Here is a 21,117-nt window from a genome sequence, read left to right on the forward strand (position 1 = left end):
GCTCTTCATCAAATAAGGAATAGAATTACTCATCATCAGTAACAAATTTACTTACTTTTGAGGAATCGTAAACGGCTAACTCCATGCAAAAGACCCCCGCCAGATGTACTGGCAGAGGTCTATACGGGAATCCTTTTATTGGGCAAATGGGTAGTCAAAAGGTACTTGCTGCTTGCTTATTACGCCATCGTTTTGTATGACACAAACTTCATTAGGCTTAATCGTGAACGAGTAGACTTGATTCTCAACTTCCAGATAAACCGCTGTCGATACCGTATCAATCCCGATGATTTCTTTGATATTCCCGTGCAGATCGGTGACAATTCGTATGCCATGGGTAGCCTGGAACACTTTTTTGCCATTGATATATCCGCTGAAAAAGCCGTCTTTACTCTCAAGTGTAAATATGTCCTGCCCCCATTGCTGGGTATATGTCCGTTCAAATTCCCCGTCCTGAAGGCCGCCCCAATACACGTGGTCCATCGAGATGCTTACGCCATATAGCCGAGAATGGTATTCCAGTACCGAAAGAATGGCAGGCCCGTACCCGTCTTTTGCCTTGCTTGGTTCCGCTGTGAAGGGGTCAATTTGCTGTGGGAAAAATAAATGCTTTTCCAGCACGCTCAAATAAATTTTGCCTAACAACGTAATTTCCGCATAATGTCCATAGTTCTCCAGCGCCTGAATCGCTCTTTGATAGGTAAGACCTTGCGGTTGACCGCTCCAATCATTACTCGCAATATTCCGGAAAAGCGGATCATTGGCGGCAATGGAGGGCAACGGCATCGTTGTCCAGAATTCATCAGGATTCAGCATATGGAAGGCAATAAATTCATCAGCCATCTCCTGCGAAAACCCTCCGAAATACATGACTCGCAAATTATTATGCGTCAGAACATCCATGAATTCGTTATGACAATCCCTGTCATAACAAGCATGCTTGTCTGGACGCCATAAATAGGCGTTTATTTTTTCACGTACTTCGTTCGCTTTTTCCTGCCAATAAGCCTCTTTTCCGTTCCCTAACTCTTGAGAAATGAGAGCAAGCACATCCCTACCGCTACAGGAATAGCTCATGACATCCATCGAGGCGTAGGGAACTTGTCCTAGGCCAGATGGAGGCGTTTCTCCATCCCAACTATCTGGAGCACCCGCCAAGCGTGTGCAGTGATCTTCACCCGTGTCCCAAACACACCAGGTTTCCAGACATCCATCCCCATCGGAATCCCGGTATTTCCAGAGGTAGCTATCAAATCCCTCTAGTACATCATATAGTTGTTGAAGATACCCCCTATCCTTCTTCATCCAGTAATACATTTTCAACGCTGGTAATGGAAAACAGTACCCCTGGAACCAAGCAAAGTCCGCGTGCAATTTCCCTTCAACAACAGAAACCATCCCCGGTATCCGGCCGTCCTCCCTTTGATTTTCCATAAAGATCAGTTGGTTATTAAGAGCTACCTCCATATTGCGCTTCGCATACATTTCGCCGCCCATCGGCTGCGTTTCCAACCACACGTTCGGATAATAAGACCCCTCAACCAGTACTTTTTTATCTAAAAAGATTTGAATATTTTTCTTGGCCATTTCCTCGCATAGGTCATATAGTCTTTGAAGCGTAGCATTATCAGTGGTGTAACTAACTTGTGTTTCAGGCAACGTTGTTGCATCAATTTTCATGTTTTTACTCATACGAACCCCTCACTCCTTTCTTTCACTCGTTAATATCCCATGAAAAAATGTGTACGTGGTCAGATCCCCATGTACGTATAGGAGTAAGGCGTAGAGCTTTTGTATGAATATCGACGTTTAGTTTCCGAAGCCTTTGATAGTTATTGGTCACCGTCAGAAGTTCCGTCCAATCGCCGTTGCTATCCTGAAACTCCACTTTAAAATCCTTTAACATGGTTGAAGGTACATGCCATTTATTATTATTTAGCGGGTAGCTGTTAGGCATATTTCTGATGATCCGGTTCAAATTACTGTCAAAAACAAACCGCAATTCCCCTATGTGCTGAGGGTGATCAAAACTGTAGGTAATCCAGTCCCCCACACGTCCTGTCCATCCGTTATCCTCGTCGCCAATCGATCTGTCATAGCCGTTTCTTAGGGCTTCGGCTTCTCCGTTGGAGGCTTGTAAAATGGCCTTTAGCGTTAGCGGAGATAACGTTCTCTGGTGCCAAGGAAGATAGCTGTCATCGTCCATCAGCATTTGCTGCAGTTGTGGGATTCTCGTTTGATAAATGCCCCGTGGAGTCAGATTTTCCTTTACCGCTATCGCAGCAGCCGTGCCAATTGCTTGCCCTAGCATGGAGCAGGTCCCCATAACGCGGGTCGAGCTGAGTGCCGCATGGGTTGCGCTAAGATTTCTGCCTGCGAAGAATAAGTTATCGATATTTCTCGAATACAGGCTTCGATAAGGAATGCCATACGGTGAAGGAGCACGATGGTAAATCGTAGGATGCCCGCCTTTGTAATAAAAACCTTCAGGGAAGTGATCATCCATGCTCCAGCCGCCATAGGCGACCAGATCATCAAACTTTCCTTCTGCTTCGATGTCATTTTGCGTTAGAATATGATCCCCGATATAACGGCGGCTCTCCCTTTTACCAGGCAAGAACCCGATCCAATCAATCACCCAGTTCTCTACACCATGATCGCCCTGATTCTTCATATGATCCCAGACGCCAAACACGACTTTCAAAAGCTCATCCCGTATTTCTTCCGTATCATGAATGGAATCGCGATCGCCTCCCAGCTCAATCCACCAGAAGTTTGTTCGTTTATCGTGTGGTCGATGCGGAAGATCGTCATCACTTGTAAATGTATGCGCCCATGTAGGCGGGATAAAAGGCTGCGGCTTATCTGTTTCACGGATTTGAAAGAGGCAGCTTAATCCCATCGTTTTTTCATCTGCGATGTCGGGTTCGATGGATTCATTAAATTCATTTGCCGCCTCTCTGCCGATACGGTATTCCGCGCCGGTTAGTGGTGCTAGAATACCGTCTCCCGAACAGTCTGCAAAGTAATTAGCTTCTATGTTATGCCAAGTTTCGGTTGTTAATTGCCAGCCCTTAACCGATTTTATGGTAGTACCTTCCATTTCAGCCCCCAGACAGCTGCAATTTAGCAATAAGGTAATATTTTCTTCGAAGCGTACTTTTTCATAAAGCACACTATCCCATATCGAAAAGTTTGGGGTGTTATTTCGGTAGAGGTTTTCCAGTTCAATTTCTTCCAGCAGACCTGATTCACGATTGTTCTTACCATGGGCACCGCCTATATTCATCCTGATCTCTGAAGAGGCATTTCCACCCAGAACAGGTCTATCTTGCATCAAAACTACCTTCACACCATGTCTTGCTGCCGCTATGGCCGCACACATGCCTGTCATACCTCCGCCGATAATACACAAATCTGTGTGATGACTTCTATTTCTCATACGAATCTATTCTCCTTTAATCGCGCAAGTCGTAACTCCATTATCACTTACAACCGTGCTTCAAATAAGGAATAGATTTATTGATCATCAGTAACAAATTTATTTACTTCTCGTTAGACAGCCGAACCTCCAGCCAACTTCCGTTACTTGGAATCGTCGCGTAGTTGTTGGGTGACAAATAGGTTTTGAAGTACTTCTGACAAATCTTCCTTCCTACACTCGCTTACTGAGCCAGCATTGGCAAATAATCGTGGTAGGTTAAAAATTGATCAATGCGTTCGATAACTTTCAGCACTTCCAGCTCTTCCGTTTTGTAATCGAACAGAACGAATGCGTGTGCCAGATGCGGATACAGAATAAGCTCAGCCTCGTTGCCCACCGCAGTGTATGCTTCGTAGAAGCGAACCGCGTCCTCGGGCACGACTGTAGCATCTAATAAACCATGCATGATCAGCATCGGTGGCTGGCCCTCTCGCACTTGATGCAGCGGCGACAAAGCCTTCGCATGTTCATGCCGCATCAGCCAGGCATGCACCTGATCGCTTTCGGACTGCCCTGTTTCCACAATGGGCACTACCTTTTTCCAGCGGCCTGTGCAATCGATGATGCCGTTGCAGTTGACGACGGCGTTCGCCATTGCCGATATCGACGCGTCTTCACCAGGAGCATCATACCTGTCAATCGTGGCGAGGCATACCGCCAGATGGCCGCCAGCGGAGTCGCCAACGACCGCGATGCGCTGGGGATCAATGCCGAGTTCGGCCGCGTGGATGCGTATGTAACGCATGGCCGAGCGGCAATCTTCGATGCACGTCTCGACACTCCGTGCCTGCCCCGGCTCAGCCTCATGCCCATCGCGCGGCATGAGCCGGTATTCAATGCTGAACGTCACCGCTCCACGCTCCGCGAAGAGACGACAGTGACGGAGCAGCATTTCCGGATGGCCGCCCTGCCAGCCCCCTCCGTGAATCCAGACAACGGCCGGCCTTGCATCAGCCGCATATCGGTCTTCCGGATGGCACATGAACAACCGAAGCCGACGTCCATCCGCTTCTTTATATACAAGCGTTTCATATGGAAAGACCGCATCCATGATGGCAGCTCAGCTCCTTTTCTTTGTGGGCATCTGTTCCTTGCAGGAGCCGTAGTGATTACGACCACCGCAACACGACAACGGTTATTTGCCCAGCTCCGAACCGTCCAATTCCGGGTACCGAAGCACTGGCTTCTCCTCATTCGCCCAGTGATCAAACCCATGATAGCCATATTCGTGGCTGCGCGTATAACGGCGAAACCGTTCGTCCGGACGGGGATCCCAGTCGGCCAACCCGCCGAAAGAGGTGTCCCGAGGCGCTGAAGAAATGCCCTCGCCATTGCCGTTGCAGGCAGCAACGCAGTATTCGTAGACACCTGCCGGATCGGCCGTCGTGTCGTCGTACGCGGACTGTTCGCCTTCATAAACAATGGCATACACGCCTTCGCCGCGCTCTCGGCGGTACAAGCGATAGCGGGTTGCGCCCAGCTGCCAGCCCCATGTCAATCGGAAGCCGAGGCCTGTTCGCGTCACTCTCAGCCCGTCTGCTCGCTCCGGAGATGCCCCAGTGAAGTAGACAGGGTAGTCATCGCTCCAAGACCCCGCCTGATCACGGTTGACGGCCCTTATCCGCACATGGCGCTTCGTGCCGTTTGTCCCGGCTAGCGGCCAACGCAACGAAAGCGCTGGATTCGACTCGCCTACGATGCCTGATGCCGCGACCGTCCAATTCGCGCCGCCGTCCTCGCTGACGGCAATCTCATAGCTGTCCGCCCCTTCGGCTGCATCCCAGACTAGTTCAGCCAAGCTTGATGACGCCTGGTACCCGCTTATCTGTACGACAGCTGGTCTCGGCAGTCGATCTGTCCACTCCCACCGGCCATTCCCCGCTGGCAGGTAAAACGAGACGCCACCTTCATCAGCCGAAAGCGGCTCCAGCAGCACGCTGTCGACGTACAGCCGGAACGCCGCGCCGCGTAAAGATGCAGGTAGCTTCAGTGTCACAACAGCTCCACCGCGACCGGCGTACCCGCCGCTAAGTACGGGGCCCTTGCGGACAAAGGAGAAGCCTGCTTGCGGCACCTCTCCGTCAGCCTCATCGTCCGCATCCACGGCAGCTATATCCAGAACTACGCCGGCAGCACCGATACGCGAGCCGATGAATAGCGCTGCTTCTACCTTATCAGCGCTGTACTGGCGAACAAGCCCGGCATGACCGGTAAACACAACACCGCCTTCATCAAACGCAATGGCAGCTTCGTCTCGAAACACGAAGTCGCGCCGATCGTTCAGTGTCACCATGGCTCCGTACGCAGTAGCCTGAACGCTGAGCAAATAACCATAGTCTCCCTTCCCATGAGGGGAAATCAAGGTCAGAAAGTGGCCGTTCCCGTCGTAATATTTTCCCTTCGACTCGTCGTTGACGTTACGGTAAGCGCCCGGCCCAACCTCGGCCGGAATGCCTGGCGCAGCGTCGTAACCGGATACGCCCGGTTTCAGTTGACAAATCGTAGGAAACGGATCGCGCTCGTGAACGAACCAAGCGAACCGTCCTCGGACTCGCATGTCGCCGACCTGGTCATAGATAATTATGTAGTCGCTGCCGGACATCAACACACTGCGTGAATGATAGGCAGGACTGGCATACTGTCCCGCAAGCACGCGGCTGAACTTAGCGAATGCGAGATCGAGCAGCGGCTCAGTCAATTCACTGCGCCCGATACTGCGAAACTCGTGGCCGTAAAGAACGCCGAAGTTGCAGCAAGCCTGCACATCGCCCATATTATCGTCGCCAACGTCTTCCTTCCGGTTGAAGCTGAGCCGCTTCCCATCCGCATAGTAGTTGATAACGCCGCAGCCGCCTTGCCCTGCCCGCCCCCAACGATAATTCGGCCCTTCGTCGATCTGCTGCAAATGTACCGAAGCCTCCATCGGCTCACCGACCGCAGCCCGCATGACGAAGCCATACCCCGTGTATGCCGCCGAACGGAGAGGCGGCCGCGTACCCGTGTTGTCTTCGTGCGGCGCATCGTCCGCAGCGCGCCAGACGTCCGTATTCGGCTGACGCTCCGCGTAGACCCGTGCATCGGCCGGGCTTACACGCAGCAGATGTTCGGCCAGCAGCGGTTCGATGGCGCGCAAGCCGAATGCGGCTGAGCGCAGTGTCAGCGGCGCAGCATAATCGTCGACGTGCCCGCCTGCGTGCGCACCTTGCGACGGTACGTGACGCAAGCCTTCAACCGGGGACGTGAGCGCACCAAGCAGCCATGACAACCACTTTGTATAATTCGGATAAGCAATCGTATGCTCACCCCATACCCGCTGAAGCGCTATGACCGGATTCAACATCGCTTTTAAATTGTATAGCGTGTAACAGGCCAAATTCTCCGTATGTCGCCCCCCTTTGGTCCCCCAGGAAGCCACATCGGGGCGGACGTGGTACTTCGCATTCCGTGCCATCGCCCGCTCGAAATCTTCCTTCCAGTGGCGCGCAGCGGGATGCGAGGGAAACAGCGCAGCCATAAGTCCGGGAACACTTCTCACGTCGACGAGAAAATTAGGATGCCCGGCCAGCATATTGTCCACGGGCATGAAAGCCTCCTCATTATGCGTATAAGCCATAAATGCCCAAACTGCTTTCATTCGGTCGAACTGGCTAGGCGTCATCGCTGGGGCAGCCATATCGAATGTAGAAGCCCAGGTATAAAATTCACGCGCAGCCACCGGACTTAAATCACCTGGATTGTGCAGGCAAAATGACAAGCGGTCAATAATCGCTTCCATATCCCCTGGCGTCGGCTTCGTTGCGGTGTAGCCGAACCAGGTATGCATCCGCTGCGGCAGCCAATCGTAGCGGAATAAGCGCGGATATTCCGACTGCCACTCTTCCCAAGCCAGCGTCCAATCTTTCACCTTGTCGAGCGAGAGAAGTTCGTGCCACAGCCAAAGCTCATCGACATAAGCCCCCTCCGCTTCAGCAGCATCTTTTTGCGTCGGATATAACGATATCGCCGTGCAGCGTGTGCCCTCTTCCAAAGGATACTCCCAGCAGAGTGTCCGGCGGCGCCGCGTCCAACGGAATCGGAGCGCCAGTGACGGAGGCGATCCCCATAACGCATACTTGCCGTCATCCCAGAAGCCGCTGTCTTTGACGAATACAGCGGCAGTGACAGCTCCGTCGGTGAAAGAAGCTCCTTTCGCCTGCTGCCAGCATACCGCATTGTCGTAAGGCTTCACTCGGAACGGCAGCTCACCATTTCCGTCTACATAACGATCGATCGGCTCCGCGCTGCGCGGTTTCGTGTATCGGCGATGCGGCGCAAACGATCGCCATTCGATGACGAGCATCATGCGCTCGCCGGCAGCACAACCGGACATCCGCTCGCGGAGCTCGATGTAATCCATACCTGCGGCAACCGATACCGTCGCAGCGTACTCTGCCCCCTCTTCGAAACGGCATACAAACTCGCATTCGGCAAACACCGGCCCCCTCCCCGTTACACGCCCTTCCGCGTGAACCAACTTACGGCCACCGCTGTCAATGCGGGCGATTCCCTCCACCGCGAAGCCATCCAATCCCAGCGTAAAAAGCTCTCCATCCTCAAGTCGGCCTTCTGCAAACCGCACGCTCAGTCGACCGTTATTAGCCAGAACGCTCCCTCTTTCACACTCGAGCGTCACTTGGCTGTATTTCGTTCCCTTCGCCGGTGCCGATCCGCTGCGCCATTCGAATCTTCGTTCAGCTCCCGTCGGAAGATCGGCAACCAGGCATAACAACGATTCCTTATCCGTCCGCCGCCATTGAAACGGCACCGCGTCCCCGTCCCCGTCTGCGAGCCAGACCGATTCAGCCGCCGCCTCTTCGTCTGGTCTGACGAAGCTGAGCAGCGTCGACGGCCATGCGTATCCGGTCTTATCCAGGTGATCCTTTATGCTAATAGGCTTGCTTTCCATCCCAGTCATCCTCCTGTTTGCGCTCAACTGACACGTTCCGCCGCTTTCGACGAAATGCAAACGGCGGCGCACCGCCGCGCGCCGCCATTATAGCTGTTCGTTATTTGCCACCTTGAACTGTTTTGTAAAGATCGTTCGCTTCCTTCTCCAACTGGGCACCGCCCATGTCATTCCACTGCTTGACGAAATCGTCGAAATACGAAATAGGCTTGTCACCGCGCACAATCTGGGCGTAAATATCCAGCTTCAGCTTCGTCAAGTCGGCCCAATATTTGCCTGAAGACGGTAGCACATCGGATTTGCCAAAAATGTCCCATACCGGCTTGTTGTACTTATTTAGTAGTTCAACGCTCGATTTCCCTAGTGCTTTCTCAAAAATCGCAGGAGCCGGACCGCCGGCAAACAGCGTGTCGAAGTTATTTTTCAACCCCTCGGTCGCAAGCTTGGCGACATCGTCATAAGGAGGAAGGAACTTAATGCCGCTCTGTGGGTCGGACGGCGTGTTATAGTCCCACTGCGTTCCTTTCACGCCGACGCCGGCATCCATGAACACCTGCTCGTCATTGCGCATCGCTTCCATGATTTGGAGCACTTTCTTGACCTTCTCCGGTTGCTGCTCCATCTGTTTGCCGAAGGCGAAAACGCTGCCCGCCGTTCCCCATGCCCAGCCGCCTTGTTGACCACGCGGTCCTTTTGGCAGCGGAGCCACTTGGAAATCCGCATCCGGGGCAATTTTTTTCATGGAGGACAGCGCTGATTGCGGGTTGCTCGCGTCGAACGCAGCCATAGATGTACTGTGCGTATAGGCCACCTTGCCTTCAACTAGCTTCTTATCGAGATCTTTACCGGTAACGAATTCCGGATCGATGTAGCCTTTTTTGTACCAGTCTGCCAGCAATATTAGCGCTTCCTTCGATTCCGGCACGACCGCGCCGTTGACAACTTTGCCGTCCTTCAGCATCCACTGCGTCGGCATGACGCCGTAAGCGCCGAATACGGACCAGAATTGAAAGTAGTACGAGTTGCCGTTGGTCGACATGCCGTACACGCCGATTTGTTTCAGCTTAGCGAAAGCAGCCGTCATTTCGTCAATTGTTTCCGGAATTTTGTCTACGCCTGCCTTCTTCAGCAAATCCATCCGCCAACCTTGCTTCGCATTGAATTGACCCGTGTAGTACGTGGTTGGCAAGCCGTAATTTTTGCCGTTTAGATTCGAATAGAACCAGCCCTGCTTAGCAAAGCTGTCCAGCACGCCTTTCGTTTTGGGCGCGTACTGATCGATTGTTTTTACCGGCATCTCAGCAATCAGACCTTGACTTGCATATTTGAATAATTGATTCGGATCGTAAATGAACATGACGTCAGGCACATCGCCCGAAGTAAGCAAAATTTGCTGTTTCTGCACGTAGTCGGCTTGCGGAATCGAATAGTAGTTGAGTTTGACGTTGAACTTCTCCTGCAATACCTGGACAGTTCGGGAATTCGGCGTCAAATCCGCCGATGGCACCATCCATTTAATTTCTATCGGCTTGGCTTGCTCCGAAGTTGCTGCGCTCGGCGAAGCCGTGGAGGTAGTCGTTCCCCCTCCGTTCGAACATGCTGTAAGCGCCAACGAGCAGACTGCGGCTAGCACTGTTAACCCTTTTACCCCTCTTTTTGCAAACATCTCGTAACCTCCTGTATGGATATGGTTATGGTTTTATATCGGCATGTCAGTCCCGTAACGCAAGGCCCAAGGCCTAGCCTTTGACCGAACCGAGCATGATGCCTTTGACGAAATAACGCTGGATGAACGGGTACAGGAACAAAATCGGAAGCGTCACGGCCACGATTGTTGCCGCCTTGAGCGACTCCGGTGTATATTCCTCGCGAATCCGATTGATGTCTTCTCCTGGTGTCAGCGACACCGTCGCATCGACGACAGTTCTGCGCAAGAACAACTGCAGTACTTGCCATCGGTTGTCTTGCGTGTAGATCAGCGCATCAAACCAGTGGTTCCAGTGTGCGACGCCCACCCAAAGCGCCATGACGGCCATCACCGGCACGGATAACGGCAGCACAATGCGCAGCAGCACCCTCATCTCTGAAGCGCCGTCGATGCGTGCCGACTCGATAATTTCGGCCGGGATCCCCTCAAAAAAATTGCGCATCACAATCATATTGAAGGCCGACACCGCGCCAGGCAATACGAGCGCCCATAGGGTGTTAAGTAAGCCGAGATTTTTCACCAGTAAAAACATCGGAATTGTGCCTCCGCTGAACAGCATGCTGAAGACGAATAGCTTCATAATCATCTTCCTATGCGGAAACGAGCGTCTGGACAAGGGATACGCAATCATCGCTGTCATCGTCAGCGAAATCGCGATGCCGACGACGGTCCGAATCACCGTGTTGACGTATGCTGACATCAGATCCGGATGGGACAGCACCTTTTCATATGACATTAGCGTCGGATGAAGCGGAAACCAATAAAATTTCATCGCCATCGCATCCGCCGGCGTGCTGAACGAAAGCGTAACGATATACAGCAACGGGTACAGCGTCGTAAGTCCAAAAAGTATTAAGAGAATAGCATTGATCCCATCAAACGTTCGCTCGCCCCAAGTTGCTTTCACAATCTCTCCTCCTTTCCGCTACCATAGTCCCTTCTCCTTGTCATAAAGCTTGACGAGTGCATTAGCAACAAGCACCAGTGTCAGGCCAATTGTTGAATTGAACAACCCCGCTGCGGTACCGAGCTCGTAATCCATCGTGAGCAGCCGGCGTAACACATAAGTATCGAGGATTTCCCCTACGCCTGAAGTAGGCGGCGTCATCAGGTTGTAAATTTGATCAAAGCCGACCGACAAGAAGTGACCAATGGATAGCAAGTACATAATGATAACGGTCGGCGCAAGCGATGGCAGGCTAATATGCCAGATGCGCCGCCAGCGGCTTGCCCCATCGGCAATCGCAGCCTCGTAGAGACTGGGATCAATGGATGCCAGAACCGCAAAATAAACGATGGACCCCCAACCGGCTGACTGCCAGATGTCGGTCAGCACGATGGTGCCGTAAAAATAGTCCGGCTCCAGCAGCCACAACTGCTCCGAAATGCCGAAAAAGCTGAGCAGTTTATTAAATCCGCCATCGCTGCCGAGAAACGGGAACAGAATACCGGCGAGCACAACCCAAGAGAAGAAATGCGGCAAATACGTCACTGTCTGAATCGTCCGCCGGAACCAGGTTAACCGAATCTCGTTGAGCAGCAGCGCAAGTACAATCGGCGCCGGAAACACAAACACCATTTTCAGAAAAGCAATCAGCACCGAATGACGAAGCGCATTCACGAAGCCGTTTCCTTTAAACAACCGTTCAAAATTCTCCCAACCGGCCCAAGGACTGCCGAGAATGCCCTCTGTAATCTGAAAATGCTTGAACGCGATAATAATGCCGTACAATGGCACGTAGCTAAACAGCAGAAATAATGCCAATCCAGGCAGCAGCATTGCAATTAGCGCACGGTGCTGTTTATAGACGCGCCATTGCCTCTGCCATCTGCTTGTCTTGCCCGACTCTCCGGTCTTTGGAATCGCGCGCCGTATTTCCATCTTGTTCACTCCTCCTTTGTGCATGACGTTCGATCCTCCTTTGTACACGACCAGCGTGTCTTGCCATGTTCGTTCAACAGTAGCCGCAATGTGGTTGTCGGACTGTTGGTCCGCAGAATGCCGTATGCGGCCATCGATTTGCCGATGTCATCAGCTTACGGCTGCTTCCGATATCAACGCAATCATCACATTTTCGTGGCGGATAAAATGGAAATACGCCGCAGCGTTGGGGGCTGCGGCGCATACGGTGCGATCAGGAACGACTCCGCTGGCGATATTCACCGGGCGTCATGCCTTCCGATTTTTTGAATACTCGAATGAGATGTGTGGCATTGCCATAACCGATTTCGACGGCAATGTCGGCGATCGTTAGCTCCGTTTTGAGCAGCAGACTCTTCGCTTTATCAATCCGGTAACGAGTAACGTACGCGATAAACGTTTCTCCCCAGTGCTGCTTGATCAACTCGCTCAAATACGAGGGGGAAATACCTAGCTGATCGGCGGCGAGCTGAAGCGACAAGTCCTGCGCATACCGTTCCTCGATCAATTTTTTCGTCCGTTCCATAATGGTTTCCATCCGCAGCCGCTTGAGTCCATTCAGAAAGTCGATTCCCGGTGCTATGACAGTCTCGCTGAACCAGTCGCTCATGGCAAGGGAGGCGTTCAATTGAGCAAATTCGGCGTACAGACTCCGTCCCGGAAAGGTCTGCATCAGATCGGGATCATACTCTTGCAACAAGCGAATGACAGAAACGAGCAGTTGCATCGCATAGGTTTTAATGAGCGCAACGGGAAGACGACTGCTGCTGAGCCCATCAAAAAAATCATTCAGTTCCCGTTCCGCCTGAACGCGGTCACCTTCCCGAATTGCCGCGAGCAGCGCGCTTTCGCATTCGGCCGGATATGGCACGGAGACGGGTGTCTCCAGTTCTTGCCCTCCACGAACGACTTCATTGCCCGCTTTCGGCCAATTTTCCTGAAGCGCATGCACCGCGTCTTGATACGAGACAGACAGCTCGCGGAAATCGCTAATCGGTCTGCCGACAGCAATTGTCACCGTCTGCTTCAAGTACGACGAAACCGCATAGCGAATCGACTCCGCCGCCCTGACCGTTTCACGATCGGTTTCAAGAATCGGCATGTTCAGAATAACGGCTACATGCTGGCGGGAAATGACCGTTTCCGTTGCAAACTTGTTCCGCATTAATTCCTGGGAAATATTCGCGACGGCAAACAAGAAAAGCCGTGTATCTTCTTCGCTGCGAAAACGAGAGGTCTCGCCGGTCGCATCCATCTCGGCCACAAGCACGCAAAACACAGGATTCGGAAAGAGCTCCGTCTCGGCTGGCTGTTGACGCAGCCAAGGGTCCATGCCGGCTTTGTTGCCAAGCAGCGCTGACATCAGGAAATGGTCGCGCAGCACCGGCAGCTGGCTGCTCCATTGCGAGCGAACGTCCCCCATTTCCTTGATCAATGCGGCAATGCCGTTCTCGATTCGGGCGAAACCTTCCGCGTAGTCGGCATCGAACGGCTCCCGATCGTCGTCACCGCCCGTTTCTCCCTTGCCGCGCAGGGTTAGGAAAATATGCCGCAAACCGCTCTGAAACCGTCGTACATTGAAATACGCAACAAACAGCGACAACAGCGACAGCGCCGCCGTTGCGGCAATAATCCATATTTTAAGCAATTGCGCATTGTGGGAAGCTGCATCTGCAGGGATCAGCATGGCATAGAGGAAGCCGTATGCTGCCGAGCGTTCGGTCGTCACGTACATGGCACCGACTTCCGTATCAAGCTTGACCGGCCGACTGTCTTCCGGAGAAGTGCCTGTGGTCAGCATGGTGCCAATCGTGTCGGGCTTCTCCAGGCGGAGCTGGCCAGCCTGCACAATGGTCTGCCCCGTGGGCGACAAGACGAGCAAGCCGCCACGACTGTCAAAAGGAAAGGAGCGAATCATATCGGCGATGACGCCGGTCTTGACGTTGACGACAAGCGCCGCATCCGGCTCCTCGTAGAAATAGGGCAATGGGAGAATGTACGTAAGCGCTTCCGGATTTTTGCCTGCATCGCTGCTCATTGCGCGTGGCGTAATCCACAGCTTCGTTTTGCGTTCCACCGCTGCTTGCCGTAGGATAGGCAGCCAGGATGTATCGGGGAAGCTGTCCAGGTCGAACAGCACGTTCGATGTCAGCACGAGCTTCTGCTTACGGTGATAGAGATAAACCGAATCAACCGCATGAATCGAAGATGAGAAATTAGCCAGATCGCGTCTAATATCGTTGACCGCCTGCAGCGTGCCAAGCGCTGGGGCTTCCTGGATTTTGACGAATTGAAGCATCCCCGCTTGCAAGGAGAATTGTCCCGTCACTTCTTCAATTTGCCGAAGCAACTGGTCGACCTGCTCCTTCATCTGGGCAATCGCTACCTCGGACGTTCGCTTCACTTCCGCTTCGATCAGACGAAGGCTGGTGTAGTAGCTGAACGTTCCGAAACCGATCACCGGCACGATGGAAAAAAGCAATAGCAAGGCAATTTGTCGTTGTCTAATCAGTTTACGAAAAAGGTTCATAGGCTTATCACCGCTCTTCATTCCATCAGGATGGTTGGTCTGTGCGGCTTAATTATAGCAGGGATCGGTTTTCATCGGCATCTTCATATTTTCGGAAGCGTTCTCCCGCGCCAAATAAAGGCATGGCAAAGAGCCCAAGTGCTCTTGGGCTCTTTGTTCGCGTGCTATTTACGCATGGCTTTGCACATCATCTACACGATGGAATGTTAGGATCCCCTGTTTTCCGAAACGCTGTCGCTTTCGGTCAGCATCGCCGACAGCAGCATCAGCAGGAGACCTTGTCCGTAACCTTCCGCCCGATGCTGTGCAATAACGTGGTACTCGCCAGCGTGTTTCTGTACCCCGGTTCCAGCGGATACACCGCGGAACACGCCTTCCCAGTCCACGTGTGCAAGCGCAGCTCGCGCAGCGCGGTCGGCCATCGCCGTATGGGCTTCGTTTACGTTACCGAAGTGCAGCGCTCGCTTTATGGCATACGCAATGCCGGCAGCGGCGGACGTTTCCAAATACGTGTTCGGATCGTCAATCACCGTCGTCCACAAACCTGACATGTCTTGATACTTCAACAAGCCAGCCAACTGCCGAGTCAAAACATCCTTAATCTCCTGCAGTGCCGGCTCTGCATCCGGAAGCAGCACGAGCAGTTCCGCCGACACAATAGCCGCCCATGCGTTACCCCTCGCCCATAAGCAGCCGATCGGCCCGTTCTTGCCCTCATCCCAGCCGTGATAATACAAGCCGTTCTCCTGCTGCAAATGACGCACATGCAGGAAATATTGGTTAAGTCCTTCCTCAACCGCCGCTCGATCTTCGAATAGCAGCCCTGCCTTCACCAGAAACAAACCGGCCATGAATAGCGTATCTACCCACATCTGCCCGCCGAAGTTCGTTTCCACGAGCGTATGCTCGAATGCGCCATTCTCCAGTCGCTTCGCCCTGTGCATCAGAAAATCGGTTCTCGACTTGATAATCTCTGCATACTTCGATTCGCCCGAAGCGACATACAGCTCAATTAGCGAGAAACACGGAGCCGTCGCATTCACGGTTTCGAATACACGCCCTTGCACCAATTGATCGTCAATCCACGTTTTCAAATATTGCAGCAGCGCGTCATCTTTTGTTGCCTTCCACAACGAAACCAAACCGTACAGGGCTACGCCTTCGCTCCAGTTCCATTCCGCCATCGGCATTCGCCTCGTCGCTTGCGAGACTTGCCCAATAATTGTAGCCAAACTGCGCGACATATCTGTTCCTCCTTCAGTCTTATGTTCGGCTCCAACCGTAAGCCAATGCCGATTTCATTTCAATGGTCATTTTTTTGGAGTGCCGCATAGACAGCTTCCCCCAAGAATTTGGAGTGATCTTGCAATCAAGGAAGTGTAACCGTGGAACCGATCAAGGGATCACGAACTGAGTTGCCTGCCGCATCAACAGCTACTACCTGGAATGTATATGCTGTTGCCGGCAGCAAGTCGTTAACCGAATAGGACGTAACATTGGTTACCGTATCAAGTAGGACTCCGCCTGCATAGATGCGGTACGATACAACCGCACCAGATGTATCAACAGCCGAAGGCCAGTGCAACTCCGCTTCCGTGGATGTCACGTTAACAGCGGACAATCCGCCGCTGCCTCCCGGCCAATAAGGAGCTCTCACATCTGTGTATGCCTTGGCAGTTGTGACCGTGTTGAGAGAGCCTGCATCCACGAGCGGCGTAGTGACGTTCGTGAAGCTATTACCGCTCAGCACCTGACCGTAAATCGCTTGCGTCAGCGAAATCCCTGTTTTCAAATTGACAAACTTGTTATTCTCAATAATGGTATTTCTAACGACCGGCACATCGAACGTACTGCCTTTCACGGCTCGGATGAAGAAGCCTGAAGCATCCTCATTCTGATCGGCCACCAGTCGGTTATTGCGGAATTCGCTGCCGAAAGCTTCCACTGCATAGGCTGTGTTATCCGCTTGCACCCCTAATCCAAAGCTCGTTCCTGCTAGGGTATCGATTAACGTATTGTTATCGAAACGCGTAAAATACGTATTGTTTAATCGACGCTGTGCCTGCGAGTTGAAGCCATAGGTAACGGCTCCGCCCATATTGGTGAGCACATTGTCAGCTACAACGTTATCAAATGCGTTGCCATACAAAGAAATCGGACCCCTGCTGTCCATGCCGGTATTCCGGTACACTGTCCCCCTGGCATTAGGAACAATGAACGAAAACTTACTCGTCCGGTCCGGCGTAACATCCCAAGGCGCTGCCACCGTCATCGTATTCCCGATCACTTGCGTCACATCGCGCACTTGCCCGATTCCCCGGCCCCCTAGGATGATGACCGCCAATTGGCCGTAACGATGCGGATAGCTGTAGACGTTGCCGCTCACCGTTGCTCCAACACTGAGCGGGGCGACTGGCGCTACGGTCAGCTCTGAACCCGCAGCCCCCAATACTTCGCCATAATTGAACGTGCCGCTTGGCGATTCATTCAATACAATCTCGCCGTCGTTGTTATCACGTTCCTGCGTACCAATTCCTTCCATAATGTTACCCGCCACATAGTAATCTGATTTGACATTGAAGCCATGGATGTCTAAACCGTCCATCGGGTGCCCGATCAAATGATTGTTCTCATCGATCACATAACGGGCCAGCATGTGGGTAGCTCCGCTTGCGTATTCGAACGTATTGCCCAGCACCTGAGCATAGGCGTTGACATAGCCCGTCACAATGCTCGCCGCCCTGCCTTTGAAATTATTACGAACAATAGACACATGCTCGTCGGCAATGATGCCGAGGGCACTCGCTTTACCCGTCATTGCCTCCAGCGGTGTATCGATGCTGACTTCTGCAACGAATAGTTCACTTGCGGTTCGAAGCGAATTGTCCGTCACCGTAGCTCCCCATGCATGGCCAAGCCAGATGAAGAAATCCGGATAGACCGATGGATTGAATACGTCCAGTGTCATGCGCGCCACACCTGCACGACCGGCAGTCTGGCCATCTCCGGACGAAACGATCAGCGTGCCGGTGCTGGTACCGGCATAGGCGAGCACCGTATCCGTCTGGCTTTCGCCCAGGAGCACGACGCCAGCCGGGAGCCGTATCGTTGATACCCGATAAGTTCCATTCGGGAACCATACAACGCCGCCTCCGTCTTCATGCGCCTGGTCGACGGCGTTTTGCACCGAAGCGGTGTCATCGGTTGTTCCGTCGGCGGTCGCACCGTAATCCGTCACATCGTACACGTCGTTCCAGTGGAAATTAGCGGCCCAGGCGACGCCTAGCCCCAGCGGATCATCGCCTGCTTCCGTTACGGTCAACAGTTGACCGTTATTCAGCCGCACCCAATTGCCGTCTGCGTGATTGCGCACCTCAACCCAATACGCTTGCGTTGGAACTTGATTGACGGTGAATGTGACAGCAAACGGATTCAGCTCGGTAATCGGCATTTCGTACACACTACCGGCAGCGCTCTTCAGCCTGATCGCCGAATCGGCGGCCGCACCACCGAATTCCCGTGCATCAAAATTGCGGCCAACAAGCTTGATCTCCTGCCCTTCAAACGCCTCCCGCTCTGATATAAACTGTGGACGGGGATCGTTCAACGACTTTGCCTCGCTCCAACCGTATGCGTTACGAATCCATACGGCATATGCGCCAGGATTCATGTCTTCGGGCAAGCGCGATACGACAAACGCGCCCTGGTCATCCGTCTGCACGACATCCAGCGTGCGAGCGCCGGCGGACGGCGCGTTGGCGTCAAGTTCCGCGTAGTCGTCGATGGCAACTTCGACTTCGGAAGCAGTCATGCCGTAGCCGGAAACGGTAAACAGCGTGCCGGGAGCAACCGCGTCGGATATGCGCAGCACAACGGGAGGCTGCTCCCAAGCCTCTACTTGGACGATTAGCGGAATCGCGTCCATGCTTCCCGTCAACAATTGGGCATCGTCAACAGCAAAATCAGCCTTGATCGTATAAGAACCTGCATACAGCGGTGTATAATCGATCGTTGCCGCACCGTTTGCATCCGTAACGCCTGAACCAATATTCTTGTCAATATAAGTGCCAACATAAGCACCTTCCAGCTCAAACGAAACGGACTGGCCTACGAGCGGAGCACCGGCGCTGTCCTTCAGAATGGCACGAAGCTGCACGGTTTCGTTCGGATGATCGACGACCAGCGATGTGTCTTCAAATTTCAGACTGGTCGCTTCATACGCAGGAATCGCAACCGATGCGCGTGCTGCAATGTCCGAATAGCGGAATTGGCGAATGGTACGAATACCGTATTGATACACGACGCCCGGCTCTAGATTGGAATCGACGTACGTGCTCGTGCCTGAACTTACGCTTCCGATTCGGGTAAAATCGGCTTCGCCCTGCTTTTTACGCAGGAGGATGGTATCGTCGCTTCCCGTAGCCGTCCACGTCAAAGCTACCTGACGCGTGCCGGCAATTACGGCCTGCAGATCCGACACGGTCGGCGCTATCGGCGTATCGAAGAAGATGCCTTCTACATTCGCTTGCGTGCCGGCAAGCTTCGTAAACCGCAGCTTGAAGGTGCCTCTCACCAGATAAGAGACATATTTGCCGCCGTTAATCGTATCAACCGTCTGCGCATCCAGCACATTGCCGCTTGCGTCAAGCAGTTCAAACTTCTCGACATTCACTTCCGTCGACCCGAAGTCCGTCGTGTAGAAGCTCACCTGATGAGGGGTGTTGTCCGTCAACGTAAACGAATGCGTCAGCGTAGTGTACGTATAGACTGCCATCATTTTGCGGATGCTGCCGTCCGGCATCCAAAGCGCGCGCACGTCGGAAGATGGATTCTGTACGACATTATAGCCATTGCTGCCCCCGAGTGTATAAGCACTTACATAAGATGGGAGACTCGCGATATGCGCCGGTGTCGTCGCGTCCTTGCCGGATGCAGTCGTGGCGGTAAAAAACGGCAAAATGTATCCGTCACCACCATAGGTGCTGATCCAATTGCCCTTGGTCATCGTATCCTGCCCCAAAAAGTAGGTCGGAACAGGCGTGGTCATGGCCGTTACGATTGGTCCGTCCTCGCTCCAATTGCCAGCTGCGTCGCCTGCCTGCACCTGGAACGTGTACCCTGTCTCCGGCACAAGCCCTGTCACATCGTAGGTATAGACGCTGCTCCCTACAGTTGCAAGCTGCGTACCATTGCGATTGATACGGTACTGGGTCACGCTGCGATTGTCTGTTGCCGCATTCCAAGCTAGATGAACGCCAGACGGTGACTCCTGCGACGCGGTCAATGAGCTACCTGATGGCCATACCGGCGCCGACGTATCCGGTACGGCCGGTGCATCGAAGAAAAAGCCCTGCACAGGCGCTTGCGAACCGGCTTGCAGCGTAACGACCAGCTTAAAGCTGCCCTGCACGCGATAAGTCACGTATTTGCCGCCGTTAATGGTCGATATCGTCCGGGAATCGAGCACCGCTCCGCCAGCGTCGCGCAATTCGAACCCCATCTGGATCGTCTCCGTCGATCCGAAGTCAGTCGTGTACACGGAGAATTGATGCGTTGCGCTGTCCGATAATGTAAACGAAAAGGACATGGTGCTGTACGTATATACCGGAAACCTTTTACGCGTACTGCCGTCCGGCGATTGCAGACCTCGTGGGTCCGCCTGATTGCCAGAGACCCAATAGTTGGATCCTGTTTTGCTGTAAGCGCTAACATAAGAAGGCAGCTGCGCAACATCAGCAGCAGGCGGCGTATCCCTATTGTTCATTGCAGTTGTCGTGTAATACGGCAATACATAGCCTTCACTCCCGTACGCGCCCACCCAATTCCCTTTCGTAGTCGTATCCGTCCCCACAAATGAAGCAGCGGATGCGCGAGCCGACAGGGACCCAAATGTCATACCACTAAAAACAAGCGATAAAATCAGCAAATAAACAAACCAACTCCACTTCTTCGATCTTTGAGTCAAAGCCATATGCAACGCTCTCCTCCTTAGTCAATCGTACGAATGCGTTTGCCTGATTCCTGGCATGCGTGCCCGCAGCCCCCTTTCTACTTGTTGCATTAATCCATTCGAATACAGGCAAGCTTATTCTAAGGTAAAAGCCTATCGGAAATATATCATCAAAAATTCGCATTGCTTTGAACACCGCCTGTGCATAACGTAAATCATATGTCACCCCGATAAATTTCATTGTCCTGATGGTAGATGTTGTCAGCACACCTTCTACAATAAATCCTAATTACAAAAACTTATAGGACTCACCTACAAGTCAAGTATAGGGTGGCAAATAGGTTTTGAAGTACTCTTACAAACGCAGAAAACGCTTTGGTGCAGTTGACTTTTTGGTAACTTAATAGGGTAGCTGCCATCACAGACGTAGCCGCTCGTTCGCCTACAGGGAATACTTGAGCTTCATCTACTTCTGATTGCCCCATATAAATTGTTGTAGGTATCCTTTTTAGCAAGCGGTCCACCCCAATCCTGGACGAGGCGTCTCTATTGTCCGAAAATTTGAACACGACGAAAGGC

Annotated in this window: 11 protein-coding genes; all 11 read right to left on the reverse strand. The window is 52.8% G+C overall.

Going from position 1 to position 21,117, the window contains the following annotated elements; all coding sequences use genetic code 11:
* Positions 1-135: 135 nt before the first annotated feature.
* Complete coding sequence (locus tag J2736_RS15195; protein WP_310499445.1) at positions 136-1,692, reverse strand: MGH1-like glycoside hydrolase domain-containing protein; 1,557 nt, start codon at positions 1,690-1,692, stop codon at positions 136-138.
* A 22-nt stretch (positions 1,693-1,714) separates the two neighbouring features.
* On the reverse strand, positions 1,715-3,442 hold the full coding sequence (locus J2736_RS15200; RefSeq protein ID WP_310499446.1) for an FAD-dependent oxidoreductase: 1,728 nt from the start codon (positions 3,440-3,442) through the stop codon (positions 1,715-1,717).
* 223 nt (positions 3,443-3,665) lie between these two features.
* Positions 3,666-4,535, reverse strand: a complete 870-nt coding sequence (locus J2736_RS15205; protein WP_310499447.1) for an alpha/beta hydrolase — start codon at positions 4,533-4,535, stop codon at positions 3,666-3,668.
* Positions 4,536-4,619: 84 nt separating this feature from the next.
* Positions 4,620-8,429: a fibronectin type III domain-containing protein gene (locus J2736_RS15210; protein WP_310499448.1), complete on the reverse strand. Its 3,810-nt coding sequence runs from the start codon at positions 8,427-8,429 to the stop codon at positions 4,620-4,622.
* A gap of 100 nt (positions 8,430-8,529) precedes the next feature.
* Positions 8,530-10,095 carry an extracellular solute-binding protein gene (locus tag J2736_RS15215; RefSeq protein ID WP_310499449.1) on the reverse strand — a complete coding sequence of 522 codons (1,566 nt, stop codon included), beginning with the start codon at positions 10,093-10,095 and terminating at the stop codon, positions 8,530-8,532.
* A gap of 73 nt (positions 10,096-10,168) precedes the next feature.
* On the reverse strand, positions 10,169-11,044 hold the full coding sequence (locus J2736_RS15220) for a carbohydrate ABC transporter permease (RefSeq protein WP_310499450.1): 876 nt from the start codon (positions 11,042-11,044) through the stop codon (positions 10,169-10,171).
* 18 nt (positions 11,045-11,062) lie between these two features.
* A complete protein-coding gene (locus tag J2736_RS15225; protein WP_310499451.1) occupies positions 11,063-12,019 on the reverse strand; it encodes an ABC transporter permease in 957 nt (318 codons plus the stop codon).
* 253 nt (positions 12,020-12,272) lie between these two features.
* The gene (locus J2736_RS15230; RefSeq protein ID WP_310499452.1) at positions 12,273-14,588 is read right to left on the reverse strand and encodes a helix-turn-helix domain-containing protein; all 2,316 of its coding nucleotides are present in this window, start codon (positions 14,586-14,588) and stop codon (positions 12,273-12,275) included.
* Between the two features lie 206 nt (positions 14,589-14,794).
* The gene (locus J2736_RS15235) at positions 14,795-15,832 is read right to left on the reverse strand and encodes a glycoside hydrolase family 88/105 protein (protein ID WP_310499453.1); all 1,038 of its coding nucleotides are present in this window, start codon (positions 15,830-15,832) and stop codon (positions 14,795-14,797) included.
* Positions 15,833-15,957: 125 nt separating this feature from the next.
* Positions 15,958-20,559, reverse strand: a complete 4,602-nt coding sequence (locus J2736_RS15240; protein ID WP_310499454.1) for a fibronectin type III domain-containing protein — start codon at positions 20,557-20,559, stop codon at positions 15,958-15,960.
* A complete protein-coding gene (locus J2736_RS15245; protein ID WP_310499455.1) occupies positions 20,489-20,779 on the reverse strand; it encodes a hypothetical protein in 291 nt (96 codons plus the stop codon). Before J2736_RS15245 ends, J2736_RS15240 begins: the two co-directional genes overlap by 71 nt.
* Between the last annotated feature and the right edge of the window lie 338 nt (positions 20,780-21,117).

The organism is Paenibacillus qinlingensis, from assembly GCF_031455095.1.
GTDB classification, from domain to species: Bacteria; Bacillota; Bacilli; order Paenibacillales; family NBRC-103111; genus Paenibacillus_E; species Paenibacillus_E qinlingensis_A.